Source organism: Flavonifractor sp. HCP28S3_F3 (genome assembly GCF_052065355.1).
GTDB lineage: Bacteria > Bacillota > Clostridia > Oscillospirales > Oscillospiraceae > Flavonifractor.
The window spans coordinates 180,207-195,474 of the sequence record NZ_JBQHUF010000004.1 but is presented as its reverse complement, the minus strand read 5'-3'; the positions used below and the strand labels follow the sequence as shown (position 1 = coordinate 195,474).

Here is a 15,268-nt window from a genome sequence, read left to right as displayed (position 1 = left end):
TTTTTACTTCAGCAGCTCCACCAGGCGGCTGCGCCGGTCGATGTTCAGTTTTTGGAAGATGGACTTGAGGTGGGCCTTCACTGTCTCCTCCGAGACGTGGAGCTGGGCGGCGATCTCCCGGTTGCGCATGCCCTGGGCCGCCAGCCGGGCCACGTCCCGCTCCCGGCCGCTGAGGGCGGCCAGAGCCTCCTCTTCCTCCTCCTCCAGCATAGCGAAGATCCGGCTCTCCTCCGCCTTGACGTAGTGGATCTCCATCTTGCGGATCTCCCGGATGGCTGTGCCGTGGCGGGAGGCGATGGAGGGGACCAGGAACAGGACGGCCAAATATTTGCGGAAACTGGCCAGGAAGGTGAAATTCCGGTCCTGCTCCGACAGGGTGAGGGAGATATCCAGATGCTCGGCCGCCTTTTTCAGCTTTCCGATGGCCAGATAGCACAGGGTCAGGCCCACATGCATGAAGTTCTGAGTAGCCAGCGTGACCAGCCTGGGGTCCAGGGACAGAGAGGCCTCCACACTGGCGATGGCCCGCTTGTAGTCCTTGTTCAGAATCAGGTCGGTGATGCGGGTGGTCTTGACCATGAAATTGGTAAAGGTCAGGTCTCCCAGCCGGTCTGCCTCGCCCTGGGTCCACTGGGCGGACCGGTCGGTCTCCATCATCAGGGCCAGCAGGTAGCCGCGCACCGTTTCCACCATGCAGCGGTTGATGGCCGTGCCCTGGAGGAAGGGGTAGCCCTGGGCTTTTTCTTCCAGATACTCCAGCGCCTTCTGCAAAGCCAGCATATCCGTCTGGTAAATGGCGTTGATGCCCAGCAGAAGGGCGGCGCCGTAGGTGACGCTGGCGTTCTGCCCCTCTTCGGACAGCATGGCCGCCCGGTGGGCAAAGATCTCCGCCTCGTCATACCGGCCCTGGACGCACAGGGCTTCGCCCCGGTACAGCTCCGCCGCGCCGGCGCCGTGATTGTCGGTGAGGCGGTTGTAGAGGGCCATCATATCCTCCAGCCGGTCGGCGGTGGCCATCATCTCTCCCGGCTTGCTGTAAAATAAGTACCACATGGAGGTGCAGCCGCAGAGGTAGGGCTCCTGATAGGTAAAGACCCTGCACACGCCCTGGAGCAGCTCCTCCGCCTGGAGGTAGTGGGCCTTCATCCGCGCCACATCGGGGAATTCCAGCAGAGCGGCCACCATATGCCATTCGCCCAGCAGGCTCTTGTCGTCCTGGGCCTCCAGCCGGCGGCGGGTCTGCTCCATCATCGTCTGGAAGGTGGCAAAGTCGGCACCGGCGAACAGGGCATAGCACAGCCGCAGTACCGAGATGGGATACCGCATCTGGATCTCCTCCGGGCATTCCCGCAGCACCGTCCGGGCCACCTCGGTGTAGGACTTCCCCCAGAACTGCTCCATCAGCAGGCCGGTCAGGGGGCAGGAGAGCACCCCCTCATAATCCTTCACGGCGAAAAACAGGCTGACAGCCTCTTTGCCCATGTCGTGATCCCGGTACCATCTGCCGGCGGCCTGGCAGCACTCCAGGCGGAACGACAGGTCCGTCTGCTCCAGCTGGCGGCGCAGGAAGGACAGCAGGATCTCGTGAGGGAAATATTTCTGCCGCTGGGGGAAGTAGGCCAGCAGCGGAATGCTTTCCCACAAATTGTAGGGCAGGTCCTGCTGCTGACTGGTGGAGGTGCCCAGCACATCCCGGATCTGCTCCACCGTCAGCTCCTGAAACAGGCACAGGCGGAGCATGACCTTTTGCAGTTCCTCGGGCGCTTTTTTCCAGAAGAGCTCATAGAGCAGGGTATCCGTGTCGCGGACTGCGGCCACGTCGTTTCCCTTCTTCAGGTTTTGCAGATAGAGGGCCACGGCCACTGCCCAGCCCTCGGTTTTGGTATGGATCTCCCGCGCCTGGATGTCGGAGACCGTCAGGTCCAGCTCCGAGGCGAAGTCCCGGATGTCTGCCACGCCCAGCAGCAGGTCCCGGGCATTGATGCGGGCCGTGGATGGGGTGTCATCCAGCAGGACGCGGAGCCGCCAGAAGCTCTGGGAGATAAAGATCACATGCAGGTTTCCGTCCCGCCTGCCCGCCAGGGCGGTAAAGATCTGAGGCTGCCAGTTGCCCAGTACGAACTGGAAGTTGTCGATGACCAGATACAAGGGCTGTTCCGCCCGCAGCTCCAGCAGAAGCTCTGCCACCCGATTGGCGTTGCTGCGGTTGAGGAAGCCCAGGGACAGCAGACTGGCGGAGGCCTCCGGGTCCACCCGCTCCAGCTGCCGGCACAGCCAGCGGAAGCTGCCGTCCTGGACACTCTCCACGGCGGTGTACCAAAATACCTGTTCCTGATCCAAGCTGTCCAGCGCCGAGCGGACGGCTGTTGTTTTCCCATAGCCTGCCGGTGCCTCCACAATGGTCAGCGGCACCTCTGAGATATGGGAGAGCTTTTCCCGCAGCGTCTGGGAAAAATATCGCGGTTGCATAGGCTCACCTGCTCATTCCTGTAAACGCGAAAACTCCGGCATGTTCTGCCGGAGCGTCCGCGCGCTTCGTTTCCTTCCCCTTTAGCTTACCAAATTTTTTGAAAATTGCAAGAAAGAAACCAAAAATTTCAAGGAATAGCCTCCGCGGGTAGAGGGCTCAGCGGGATCCCCAGGCCTTGCGTATCAGCTCCGCTGCCTCCTCCTTTTTCAGCAATCTGCCGCTGGATAAGACCTTGCCGTCCACCACCAGGGCGGGGGTGGACATGACGCCGTAGGCGGCGATCCGGCTGAAATCCGTCACGTGGCCCACGGCGGCGTCACTGCCCAGCTCCGCCAGGGCGGCCCGCACGGTCTCCTCCAGCGCGTTACACTTGGCGCAGCCGGAGCCCAGCACCAGGACCCTCGCTTCCTCCTGAGATGTGGGGGTGTTCCGCGCCCCGGTTTCTTTTCGCCCAAACAGTTTCATAACAACAGCCTCCTCAGATCAGAAAAAATTGAAAAACATTAAAGAGATAGCCCACCAGGATGATCCCGCACACACATATCCCCACGAAGAGAGCCAGCAGCCGGGGTTTGACTGCCTTCCGCAGCAGGATCAGAGAGGGGAGAGACAGGGTGGTGACGGCCATCATGAAGGCCAGCACCGTACCCAGCTGAGCGCCCTTGGACAAAAGGGCTTCCGCCGCCGGAATGGTGCCGAAGATGTCGGCGTACATGGGCGTACCAACCAGCACCGCCAGCACCACGCCGAAGGGATTCCGGCTGCCCAGGGCGGTCTGGACCCAGGCCTCGGGGATCCAATTGTGGATCAGGGCGCCGACGCCCACTCCCACCAGAATGTAGGGGAACACCTTCCGCAGAGTACCTGCCGCCTGATCCCTGGCCCAGAGCAGCCGGTCCTTCTGGGTCAGGACTTGAACCTCGCCCTCCGCATAGGGAGCCGTGCGGACAAAATCCTCCACATACCGCTCCATGCGGAGCTTTTCTATGATGCTGCCGCCCACTACCGCCACGATCAGACCCAGGAGCACATAGACCGCCGCTACCCTGGCGCCGAAAATGCCCGTCAGCAGCACCAGGCTGCCCAGATCCACCATAGGGGAGGAGATCAGGAAGGAAAAGGTCACCCCCACCGGCAGCCCCGCGCTGGTGAAGCCCATGAACAGCGGGATGGAGGAGCAGGAGCAGAAGGGAGTCACAGTACCCAGCAGGGCGGACACCAGATTGGCCCGGATTCCCCGGAAGCGGCCCAGGATCCGGCGGCTCCGCTCAGGCGGGAAGTAGCTCTGAATGTAGGAAATGACGAAGATCAGCACGCACAGCAGAATGGTAATTTTGATCGTGTCGTAAAGGAAAAAGCGCACGCTGCCGCCGATGCGGCTGCCGGTATCCACCCCCAGGGCGGAGAGCCCTGCGCCGATCAGATCGTCCAGCCAACGCATGCCCAGCACCTGGTTTTGGATCAGCTGCCAGATGTCCATAAAAGACCTCCTGTCTACACAAAAAATACATCAAAAAATTTTGATATATAAGGGGAGAAAAAACGCCATCCCGCCGGATGGCGCTCATTCCTGTCCGCAGCAGCAGCCCTGTTCCTCACCGTCCGGTGTGGTAAGGGCCTTCAGCAGCGCCAGGGCCCGGGCCTGGCCGGAGGGGCTCAGGCGGTAGTGGGTCCACTTGCCTTCCTGCCGGCTGTCTACCAGACCGGAGTCGCAGAGGATCTTCATGTGGTAGGACAGGCCGGATTGGGTGAGATCCATGGGCTCCAGCAGCACACAGGCACACTTTTCTCCGCCCCGCAGCTGCTCCAGAATGGCCAGACGCTTGGGGTCGCACAGCGCCTTGAAGACCTTTGCCTGTTCCTGATAGACCCCGTCCATGGCCACACCTCACATCAAAATTTTTTGATGAATGGAGTATATACCTGGATAAGCCCCTTTGTCAAGGGCTTTTTGGTTTTGGAAAGAAAGAACGTAAAAAAGCGCCTCACACCAATTCGGGTGTGAGGCGCTGCAAAAAGTGGACGAAAAAAGGCTCAGCCGCCCTGGCCCATCAGCCAGGCGTCAGCCTCCCGGGCGGCCTGACGGCCCTCGGCGATGGCCCATACCACCAGGGACTGGCCCCGCCGCATGTCGCCGGCGGCAAAGACGCCGGGCACGCCGGTCTGATAACTCCCCTCCGGGGTCTTTACGCAGGAGCGGGGGGTGAGCTCCAGGCCAAAGGCCTCCGGCACATAGCGCTGGGCGCCCAGGAAGCCGGCGGCGATGAGCAGCAGCTGACAGGGGAGGGTGCGCTCCGTGCCGGGTACCGGCTTCAGGTCACGGTCCAGCTCCACCGTCTTCACCGCCTCCAATTGGCCCTTCCCGTCGGCTTTCAGGGCGGTCACCGTGGTCTGATAGAGCCGGGGGTCATGGCCGAATACCGCGATGGCCTCCTCCTGGCCGTAGTCGGTCTTGCACACCCGGGGCCACTCCGGCCAGGGGTTGTTTTCGTTCCGGGCGTCGGGTAGCTTGGGCATCATCTCCAGCTGCACCACCCCGGCGCAGCCCTGGCGGATGCAGGTGCCCACGCAGTCGTTGCCGGTGTCGCCGCCGCCAACCACCACCACCTGCTTGCCCTTGGCGGTGGGAGAGAAGGGAGCGCCGTCCAGCAGCGCCCGGGTGGTCTGGGTGAGGAAATCCACGGCGAACCACACTCCACCGGACTTCCGGCCGGGGACCGCCAGGTCCCGGGGCTGGGCGGAGCCGCAGCACAGTACCACGGCGTCAAAGTCCGCCCGCAGCTCCTCCGCCGTCACGTCCTTGCCCACGTCCACGCCGGTGCGGAAATCGATCCCCTCGGCGGCCATCTTGTCCAGCCGCCGCCGGACGATGGCTTTGTCCAGCTTCATGTTGGGGATGCCGTACATCAAAAGGCCGCCCGGCCGGTCGGAGCGCTCAAAAACGGTGACGGTGTGGCCCCGGCGGTTGAGCTGGTCGGCGCAGGCCAGTCCGGCGGGGCCGGAGCCCACCACCGCCACCCGCTTGCCGGTGCGCACCTTGGGAGGCCGGGGCTCCATCAGCCCGGCGGCCCAGGCGTCCTCAATAATGGACAGCTCGTTTTCCTTGACGGTGACCGGATCTCCGTTCAGGCCGCAGGTGCAGGCCGCCTCGCACAGGGCGGGGCAGACCCGGCCGGTGAACTCCGGGAAGTTGTTGGTCTTTAACAGCCGGGCGGCGGCGTGGCCGGGATGGCCCCGCCACAGCAGGTCGTTCCACTCGGGCACCAGGTTGTGGAGGGGGCAGCCGGACACCATGCCGTTCAGCACCGCACCCGACTGGCAGAAGGGCACGCCGCAGGCCATGCACCGGCCGCCCTGCCGCCGCCGCTCCTCCCGGTCCAGAGGCGGGTGGAACTCGTCAAAGTGCCGGATGCGCTCCAGCGGAGCCTGGGAAGGATTCCCCTGGCGCTGATAGTCTAAAAATCCGGTGGGTTTTCCCATGGTCATTCCCCTCCCTTTCTGGTGTTGGCATAGAAGGCCTCCACCCGGGCCTCGTCCTCTGCCATGCCCTGGGCCCGGAAGGCGGCGATGGTGCGCAGCATCCGGTCGTAGTCGTGGGGCAGGATCTTTTTGAACAGGGGCAGATAATCGTCAAAATGCTCCAGAATGGTTTTCGCTTTGGCGGAACCGGTGGCGTCGGCATGGGCCTGGATCAGGTCCCGCAGCCGGGCGACATCCTCCGGCTCGCTCACCGTGGACATGGACACCAGGGCCTTGTTCAGCCGCAGGTACAAATCCCGCTTTTCGTCCAGCACGTAGGCCACGCCGCCGCTCATACCGGCGGCAAAGTTCTTGCCGGTGGGGCCCAGCACCACCGCCACGCCGCCGGTCATATACTCACAGCCGTGGTCGCCCACGCCCTCCACCACCGCCGTGGCGCCGGAGTTGCGGACGCAGAACCGCTCTCCCGCCGCGCCGCAGAGGAAGGCTCTGCCGCTGGTGGCGCCGTAGAGGGCCACGTTGCCCACCAGGATGTTTTCCGCCGGATCGAAGGGGCTCTCCTTGGGGGGATAGACCACGATGGTGCCGCCGGACAGACCCTTACCCAGGTAGTCGTTGGCGTCTCCCTCCAGCTCCAGGGTGACACCCTGGGGCAGAAAGGCGCCGAAGGACTGTCCGCCGCCGCCGGTACACTTGACGGTAAAGGTGCCGTCGGGCAGGTCCTTCCCGTGGAGCCGGGTGACGTCGGAGCCCAGAATGGTGCCCACCGCCCGGTCGGTGGAGGACACCTGCAAAGTCAGCCGTCCGGGCCTGCCCTCGGCCAGGGCTGCCCCCAGCCGGGGCTCCAGTTCCTTCAGGTCTACCGTGTCTTCCAGCTTGAAGTCGTATACGTCCGCCGGGTCGAAGTGGGTCTTGGCCTGACCCGCCCAGGGGTTGTTCAGGATGGAGGACAGGTCTACCGACGCCGCCCGCTCATTGACGGCGGGGGAGCGGACGGAGAGCAGGTCGGTGCGGCCTACCAGCTCATCCACCGTGCGCACCCCCAGCTTTGCCATATGCTCCCGCAGGTCCTGAGCCACAAAGCGCATGAAGTTGACCACATACTCCGGCTTGCCGCAGAAGCGCTTTCTCAGCTCCGGGTTCTGGGTGGCCACGCCCACCGGGCAGGTGTCCAGGTTGCACACCCGCATCATCACGCACCCCAGGGTCACCAGGGGAGCGGTGGCGAAGCCGAACTCCTCGGCGCCCAGCATGCAGGCGATGGCCACGTCCCGGCCGCTCATCAGCTTGCCGTCGGTCTCCACCACCACACGGGAGCGCAGACCGTTCTGCATCAAGGTCTGGTGGGTCTCCGCCAGGCCCAGCTCCCAGGGCAGGCCGGCGTGGTGGATGGAGGTGCGGGGCGCCGCGCCGGTGCCGCCGTCAAAGCCGGAGATCAGCACCACCTGGGCTCCTGCCTTGGCCACGCCGGCGGCGATGGTACCCACACCAGCCTCGCTGACCAGTTTGACGGAAATGCGGGCGTTCCGGTTGGCGCACTTCAGGTCGTAGATCAGCTGAGCCAGGTCCTCGATGGAGTAGATATCATGGTGGGGCGGAGGAGAAATGAGGCTGACGCCGGGGGTGGCGTGGCGGCACTTGGCGATCCAGGGATACACCTTACCTGCCGGCAGGTGGCCGCCCTCGCCGGGCTTGGCGCCCTGGGCCAGCTTGATCTGAATCTCCTTGGCGCTGACCAGATATTCGCTGGTCACGCCGAAGCGGCCAGAGGCCACCTGCTTGATGGCGGAGTTCCGTGCGGGATCGTTCAGCCGGTCGGGCTCCTCGCCGCCCTCGCCGGAGTTGGACTTGCCGCCCAGCAGGTTCATGGCCCGGGCCAGACACTCGTGGGCCTCCTGCGAGATAGAGCCGTAGCTCATGGCTCCGGTCTTGAACCGCTTGACGATGGAGTCCACGCTCTCCACCTCATCCAGGGGGATGGGAGTGTCTGCGTACTTCATGTCCAGCAGGCCCCGGAGGGTGTGGGGACGGCGCTCGTCGTCCACCCGGGCGGTGTACTGCTTGAACAGCTCATAGTCACCCCGACGGGCGGCCAGCTGGAGCAGGTGGATGGTCTGGGGATCATACAGATGGTCCTCGCCGCCCGAGCGGGCCTTGTGGGCGCCCAGGCTGTCCAGCTCCAGGTCCACCTCCAGGCCCAGGGGGTCAAAGGCCTTGGCGTGGTTGCGCTCCACCGCCGCGCCCATCTCCTCCAGGCCGATGCCGCCCACCCGGGAGACGGTGTTGGTAAAGTAGCGGTCGATGACGTCCTGCCGGATGCCCACCGCCTCAAAGATCTGGGCGGACTGGTAGGACTGGAGGGTGGAAATGCCCATCTTGGCGGCGATCTTCACGATGCCGTGGAGGACGGCCTCGGTGTAATCCTTCACCGCCGTGTGGAAGTCCTTGTCCAGCAGGCCCTCCTCAATGAGCTCCACGATGGTTTCCTCCGCCAGGTAGGGGTTCACCGCCCGGGCGCCGTAGCCCAGCAGGGCGGCGAAGTGGTGGACGTCCCGGGGCTCGGCGGACTCCAGGATGATGGACACCGCCGTCCGCTTCTTGGTGCGGATGAGATGCTGCTCCATGGCGGACACCGCCAGCAGAGAGGGAATAGCCACATGGTTTTCGTCCACTCCACGGTCGGAGAGGATGATCACGTTGGCGCCCGCCCGCCAGGCCTTGTCCACCGCCACCGCCAGCTTTTCCACCGCCCGTTCCAGAGAGGTGTTCTCATAGTACAGCAGGGACACGGTGGCCACGTGGAAGCCGGGCTGGTCCATGGCCCGGATCTTCATCAGGTCGGTGGAGGTGAGGATGGGGTTGTGGATCTGGAGGACCCGGCAGTTTTCCGGCCCCTCCTCCAGCAGGTTGCCGTCGTCGCCCACATACACTGTGGTGTCGGTGACGATCTCCTCCCGGATGGCGTCCATGGGCGGGTTGGTCACCTGGGCGAACAGCTGGTGGAAGTAGTGGAACAGGGGCCGGTCCACATCGTCCAGCACCGCCAGGGGAATATCGGTGCCCATGGCGGCAGTGGCCTCCGCACCGGTGCGGGCCATGGGCAGGATAGTGTCATGGACGTCCTCATACCGGTAGCCGAAGGCCTTTTGCAGCCGGTGGAGCTCCTCCCGGCTGCGGCGCTCCACCCGCTTGTTGGGGATGGGCAGGTCGGCCAGGCGGAGCAGGTTCTGGTCCAACCACTCGCCGTAGGGCTGCCGGGCGGCGTAGGACTCCTTCAGCTCCCCGTCCTCCACGATGCGGCCTTTCTTCAGGTCCACCAACAGCATCCGGCCGGGGCGCAGCCGGTCCTTGCGGAGAATATCCTCCGGCGGGATGTCCAGCACACCCACCTCGGAGGCCAAAATCAGCCGGTCATCCGACGTGACATAGTACCGGGCCGGGCGCAGGCCGTTGCGGTCCAGCACTGCCCCCACCATGTCGCCGTCGGTGAAGAGCACCGCCGCCGGGCCGTCCCAGGGCTCCATCAGGGTGGCGTAATACTGATACAGGTCCCGCCGGGACCGGGAGACGGACTCGTCCCCCCGCCAGGGCTCCGGGATGCAGGCCATCACCGCCAGAGGCAGGTCCATCCCCGCCATCATCAGGAATTCCAGGGTGTTGTCCAGCATGGCGGAGTCGGAGCCGGCGGCGTTGACCACCGGCAGCACCTTGTCCATCTCGTCCCCCAGCACCTGGGAGTGCATGGTCTCCTCCCGGGCCAGCATCCGGTCGGCATTGCCCCGGATGGTGTTGATCTCGCCGTTGTGAGCCAGCAGGCGGTAGGGGTGCGCCCGCTCCCAGGCCGGGTTGGTGTTGGTGGAGAACCGGGAGTGGACCAGAGCCAGGGCGGACTGGTAGTCCGGATCGTCCAGATCGGGGTAGAAGGCCCGCAGCTGGTTCACCAGGAACATGCCCTTGTAGACCACGGTGCGGCTGGACAGAGAGACCACATAGGTGTCCCCGCCGCAGGACTGCTCAAACACACGCCGGGCCACGTACAGCTTCCGGTCAAAGTCCAGGCCCTGAGCCACCCCATCCGGACGGCGGACGAAGCCCTGCCAGATGGCGGGCATCTTCTCCCTGGCCCGCTGACCCAGGATCTCCGGCTTGATGGGAACCTCCCGCCAGCCCAGGAAGGCCATGCCCTCCTTCTCCACGATCAGTTCAAAGAGCTTTTTGGCCTGGCGGCGCTTCAGCGGCTCCTGGGGAAGGAAGAACATGCCCACCCCGTAGTCCCGGGGACCGGGCAGGGAAAGGCCTGCCGCCCGGGCAAAGAAGCCGTGGGAGATCTGCACCAGGATGCCCACACCGTCGCCGGTCTCGCCCTTGGCGTCCTTGCCCGCCCGGTGCTCCAGCTTCTCCACGATCTTCAGCGCGTCGTCCACCGTCCGGTGGCTGGGCCTGCCGTGGATATCCACCACCGCGCCGATGCCGCAGGCGTCATGCTCAAAGCAGGGCCGGTACAGGCCGCGTTCTGTCTTCATGTTTGTTCCCCCTTCCTGGTGATGAAAGAAAAAAGGCGGCAGTCCCTGCCTCCGGACTGCCGCCGTGAGACCGCGTTGTCTCTCTCTATGATTCCCAATCCGCGCTGTCCAAAACCATCTGAGCGGTCTGGATCAGCTTGCTGCCGTGATCCATGCTGGTTTTCTGCAAAAACCGGTGGGCCTCCTCCTCCGTCATGCCGTTGCGGTCCATGAGCACCGCCTTGGCCTGCTGGATGACCGCCTGCTCCTCCTCCGAGCGGCGGGGCCGCAGGATGCGCTCCAGCCGCCGGCCCATCTGCAGCAGCATCCGTACCGACGCCGTCAGGTCCCCCCGGGACACCGGGGCGGCCAGTCGGAAGATGTCCTCCTCCTGCAGCAGGTCCAGCAGGTTCTGAGGGGCCAGCACCAGCATGGCGCAGGAGGGCGGCAGGTCGCCGAAGAGCACCTCCGCCGGCTGGTCGGGCAGCTTGAAGCCGCACACCACGGCGGTGATATGGAGCTTGTGGACGGTGCGGCGCACCTGGCCGGCGGAGGAACACAGGATGCAGGAGGCGGTGCCGCCGGACTCCAGGATCTCCTTGACCCGGAGGGCGCTTTTGGTGCTTTCAAAGGCGACGATCACCTGTTCCATTTCCATTCACTCCCTGCTGTGGGACGGACTGAGGTTTCTTAGTAGTTGATGATATACTTCTCACGCTCCCAGGAGGAAACCCGGGTGCGGAATTCGTCCCACTCTTTCTTCTTGCCCTCGATATAGTTGGCCGCCACGTGCTCGCCCAGGGTATCCATGATAAGAGGATCGGCCTCCAGAGCGGCGATGGCCTCATCCAGAGAGCCGGGCAGGGCGTCGATGCCGTGGGCCTTCCGGGCGGCGGCGTCCATGGCGAAGATGTTCTCGGTGACCTCGGCGGGAGGCGTCAGACCCTTCTCAATGCCGTCCAGACCGGCGGCCAGGCACACCGCCAGCTCCAGATAGGGGTTGCAGGCCGGGTCGGGGGAGCGCAGCTCCACACGGGTGGACTGGCCCCGGGCCGCCGGGATGCGGATCAGAGCGGAGCGGTTGGAGGCGGACCAGGCCAGGTAACAGGGCGCCTCATAGCCGGGCACCAGACGCTTGTAGGAGTTGACCAGGGGGTTGGTCACCGCCGCCATGCCCTTCACGTGGGCCAAGAGACCGGCGATAAAGCTGTAAGCCTCGTGGGACAGGCCCTTTTCGCCCTCGGCGTCATAGAACACGTTCTTGCCGCCCCGGAACAGGGACATGTTGGTGTGCATGCCGGAGCCGTTGATGCCGAAAATGGGCTTGGGCATGAAGGTGGCGTGGAGACCGTTCTTCTGGGCCAGGGTCTTCACCGCCAGCTTGAAGGTCATGATGTTGTCGGCGGTGTGGAGGGCGTCGGCGTACTTGAAGTCGATCTCGTGCTGGCCCTGGGCCACCTCGTGGTGGGAAGCCTCGATCTCAAAGCCCATCTGCTCCAGGGCCATGCAGATCTCCCGCCGGGTGCCCTCGCCGTGGTCCAGAGGGCCAAGGTCAAAGTAACCCGCCTCGTCATTGGTTTTGATGGTGGGCTTGCCCTCGTCGTCGGTCTGGAACAGGAAGAACTCCGCCTCAGGGCCCACGTTGAAGGCGTCGTAGCCCATGCTCTCCGCCTTCTTGAGCACCCGCTTGAGCACGTTTCTCGGGTCGCCCACGAAGGGGGTGCCGTCGGGGTTATATACGTCGCAGATCAGCCGGGCCACCTTGCCGTGGCTGGGCCGCCAGGGGAACACGGCGAAGGAATCCAGATCGGGGTAGAGGTACTGGTCAGACTCGTCGATGCGGACAAAACCCTCGATGGAGGAGCCGTCGAACATGATCTGGTTGTTCACCGCCTTCTCGATCTGGGATGCGGTGATGGCCACATTTTTCAGCTGGCCGAAAATATCGGTGAACTGCAGGCGGATGAACTCGATGTCCTCCTCCTTGACCTTGCGGATGATATCTTCCTTGGTATACGACATGGTAAGCAACTCCTCTCGTGGCTTCAAATAAAAAAGGACAAAGAAATTCCGGCCGTTTGGCGGGAACTTCTTTGTCCTCGACTATATGGGCAGTATAGCGGCAAAGATGCTGGATGTCAAGCAGAAAAATGAAATTCAAATTGTTTTGTATTGCAGAACAAAAATAAAAAGCAGATGCATCTGGCTTTTTATGCAAGAATAATATACATGGCATTCATTTCGGACGGCGGCTCAGAAGGTAAACTCACAGTGGTCGTAGCTGTTGATGATAGTGGTCTCTCCCCGGATGGTCTTTTGAGGGATGTGGATGCCGTAGTTCTGGTGGATGTGGCCGTGGAGAAAGTATTTCGGCTGATATTTCTCCAGCAGGTCCACGAAGCAGGAGAAGCCCCGGTGGGAGATGCTGTCAAAATCATTGATGTGGAAGGCCGGGGCGTGGGTGACCAGGATATCGAAGCCGCCGTACTTGTGCAGCTGGAACCACAGCCGGCGGATGCGCCGGCGCATCTGGGCCTCGGTGTACATATACTTTCCGTCCCGGTAGCGGTGGGAGCCCCCCAGACCCAGGATGCGGATGCCCTGGTGGACGTAGATCATGTCGTCAATGCAGGTGCAGCCCTCCGGCGGGAACTGGTCGTAGCAGTCGTCGTGGTTGCCGTGGACGTAGAGCACCGGCAGATTGGACATGGTGACCAAAAACTCCAGGTACTCCCGGTGCAGGTCGCCGCAGGAGACGATCAGGTCAAACCCGTCCAGCTTGCCCGGGGTGTAGTAGTCGAAGTAATATTTCGCCGTCACATCAGCGATAGCCAAGATCTTCATATTATCCCCGTTTCTCTTTTGAAACGGCCTCCACGCCCACCAGGTCCACCGTGGCCTTGGCCACGTCGTTGAGCTGGTCATATTTCGGGATGGAGCCCACGATATTTTCCGCCAGCCAGTCCATGCCGATGATCTGCTCCGGGGTCAGATCCCCGTCCAGCACCTTTCCGCCCTGGGCGTAGAGCTTGCCTCGGAAGGGGTAGTACAGGTCGGCCTGGATGCAGTTCTGCAGCAGCTGAGCCAGCTTCTGGGTGCTGGGAGGCACCTTGTCGGTGCAGTGGAGATCCACCACGCCGGAGGGCATGCCCCAGTAGTAGTTCAGGGCCTTTCCGCTCTCCTCGTACTCGGTCTGGAAGGACCGGTCCTGGATCCGGCGGAGCATGGCCTCGTAGTACACGCCCCACCGCCAGACGGGTGCCGCCAGGATCACCCGGTCCTCCCCGGAGATCAGGGACAGGCCGAAGCTGGTCCAGCTCCGGTCCCCCTTCCGGGTCAGGTCCCGGGAGGAGATGAGCCGGATGTTCCGGTCCGTGAGCCTGCGGATGGCGGCTTCCGCGCCGCCCACCGTGGACCACTCCAGGTAGACCTTGGTGCGGGGGTTCACCATCTGCACCCCCAGGGCGAAGGCGTTGATGCCGGCGATCTGGCCGTAGATGGGGTAGTCGCACAGGTAGCCCACGCTGTCCACCCCGGCCAGGCTGCCGGCGATGGCACCGATGATGAACTTGGCCTCATACATCCGGGCGTAATAGGTGCGGATATAGCGGTGGGATTTGTTCAGGGAACAGTTGAGAATGGTGACCTTGGGCTGCTCCACCGCCGCCCGGAGGGAGGCGGGCAGCAGCCGGGGAGAGGTGGTGAAGATGACGGTGTTGCCGTCGTCAATGGCCTGCTGGATGACGGCCAGAGGGTCGGAATCCAGGGCGTTGAAGTAGGGGGTGGTCTGGATGGCGTCTCCGAATACCCGCTGTACATAGAGCCGGCCCTGCTCGTGGCTGTTGGTCCAGCCCGACTCCGCGGGGGTCTTGTCGTGGATAAAGGCCACCCGCATGGTGCCCCGGTCACCGCCGGAGAACACCTTGGACAGCAGGCCGGGCTTTTTCTCCTCCGGCGCCAGCTTCACGTCGATGGGGTCCTCCTCCTGCTGGAGGACGATCTCCTCCCAGACACTGGACACCAGCCCAAAGATCTCCGAGGGGGTCTTGCCGTGGAGGGCGGGATAGCCGTAGACCTGGAGCACCGCCAGCATGGCGTCCCCAACTGTGGAGGACAGATGGCTGCCGCCGTGAGCCTCGTAGGCCTGGCGGAAGGAGTAATAGGCCGCGGAGAAGTCCCGGCGCTCATCCTCGCTCCAGGGCTGGTCTGCCGCCTTTCCCATCAGCTGCTGCAGCTTCAGGTAGCTGCCCGGCTTGGAGAACTCCAGGTAGGTAATGTGACTGAGCTGGCGGAAGCCCAGCAGCTCGTAGTAGAGCTCCACGTCCGGGGTCCCGTTGTGCTCGGGCAGGATGCAGGTCACCGACGCGCTGACCATGTCGCCGTCAAAAAATTTCAGCACGCTGACCCGCTTGTTGCCCTCCTGGACGTAATAGCGGTTCATATACTCGTAGACCTTGATGGGGTCCCGGATGCCCTCCTCCACGTGGGCCTGGCAGAGAGCCTGCCACTTGACGGCGAACTCCGAATCCTCATCCAGCAGCGGCATAAAATTCCGGGCGAAGGCGTTGGTCCGGGTATCGGTGCAGGTGCCCACCACGAACTCCAGGGGGATCTGGAGTATGCCCAGGTTGAGCCCACGGTTCAGCTGGTCCCGGGACACGAAGTCGTCCAGAACGGGAAGGTAGGGGTATTCGCCCCGGGAGGTACAGGCGCGGAACTCCTTCTGGGCGCGGCGCTGGGCCTCTTTATAGTAAAACTTGGGCATGAAAGCCCTCCTTTCCTGTATGCTCTGCTGAGAAAATCAGGTGCCTTTCTG

General features: G+C 63.5%; 10 protein-coding genes. All 10 read right to left on the bottom strand.

What is annotated here, in order from left to right; translation table 11 throughout:
• Positions 1 to 3: 3 nt before the first annotated feature.
• The 10 genes from ACTNB1_RS06110 to ACTNB1_RS06065 all read right to left on the bottom strand — a co-directional run bounded on the left by ACTNB1_RS06110 (position 4) and on the right by ACTNB1_RS06065 (position 15,217).
• Complete coding sequence (locus ACTNB1_RS06110) at positions 4 to 2,469, bottom strand: LuxR C-terminal-related transcriptional regulator (protein WP_441168375.1); 2,466 nt, start codon at positions 2,467 to 2,469, stop codon at positions 4 to 6.
• Between the two features lie 157 nt (positions 2,470 to 2,626).
• On the bottom strand, positions 2,627 to 2,935 hold the full coding sequence (locus tag ACTNB1_RS06105) for a thioredoxin family protein (protein WP_441168374.1): 309 nt from the start codon (positions 2,933 to 2,935) through the stop codon (positions 2,627 to 2,629).
• A gap of 13 nt (positions 2,936 to 2,948) precedes the next feature.
• Entirely contained in the window at positions 2,949 to 3,950 is a 1,002-nt protein-coding gene (locus ACTNB1_RS06100; protein ID WP_441168373.1) for a permease, read from the bottom strand.
• Between the two features lie 84 nt (positions 3,951 to 4,034).
• Positions 4,035 to 4,349 carry an ArsR/SmtB family transcription factor gene (locus tag ACTNB1_RS06095; protein ID WP_441168372.1) on the bottom strand — a complete coding sequence of 105 codons (315 nt, stop codon included), beginning with the start codon at positions 4,347 to 4,349 and terminating at the stop codon, positions 4,035 to 4,037.
• Between the two features lie 155 nt (positions 4,350 to 4,504).
• Positions 4,505 to 5,950, bottom strand: a complete 1,446-nt coding sequence (locus tag ACTNB1_RS06090) for a glutamate synthase subunit beta (RefSeq protein ID WP_441168371.1) — start codon at positions 5,948 to 5,950, stop codon at positions 4,505 to 4,507.
• Between the two features lie 2 nt (positions 5,951 to 5,952).
• Complete coding sequence (gene gltB / locus ACTNB1_RS06085; RefSeq protein WP_441168370.1) at positions 5,953 to 10,473, bottom strand: glutamate synthase large subunit; 4,521 nt, start codon at positions 10,471 to 10,473, stop codon at positions 5,953 to 5,955.
• Between the two features lie 85 nt (positions 10,474 to 10,558).
• Positions 10,559 to 11,110, bottom strand: a complete 552-nt coding sequence (locus ACTNB1_RS06080; protein ID WP_441168369.1) for an ANTAR domain-containing response regulator — start codon at positions 11,108 to 11,110, stop codon at positions 10,559 to 10,561.
• 32 nt (positions 11,111 to 11,142) lie between these two features.
• Positions 11,143 to 12,474 carry a type I glutamate--ammonia ligase gene (gene glnA / locus ACTNB1_RS06075; protein ID WP_441168368.1) on the bottom strand — a complete coding sequence of 444 codons (1,332 nt, stop codon included), beginning with the start codon at positions 12,472 to 12,474 and terminating at the stop codon, positions 11,143 to 11,145.
• A gap of 231 nt (positions 12,475 to 12,705) precedes the next feature.
• Positions 12,706 to 13,296, bottom strand: coding sequence for a metallophosphoesterase family protein (locus tag ACTNB1_RS06070; protein WP_441168367.1), 591 nt, complete (start codon positions 13,294 to 13,296; stop codon positions 12,706 to 12,708).
• Position 13,297: 1 nt separating this feature from the next.
• Positions 13,298 to 15,217 (bottom strand): BMP family ABC transporter substrate-binding protein, encoded by a 1,920-nt coding sequence (locus ACTNB1_RS06065; RefSeq protein ID WP_441168366.1) that lies wholly within the window; start codon positions 15,215 to 15,217, stop codon positions 13,298 to 13,300.
• Positions 15,218 to 15,268: the final 51 nt, after the last annotated feature.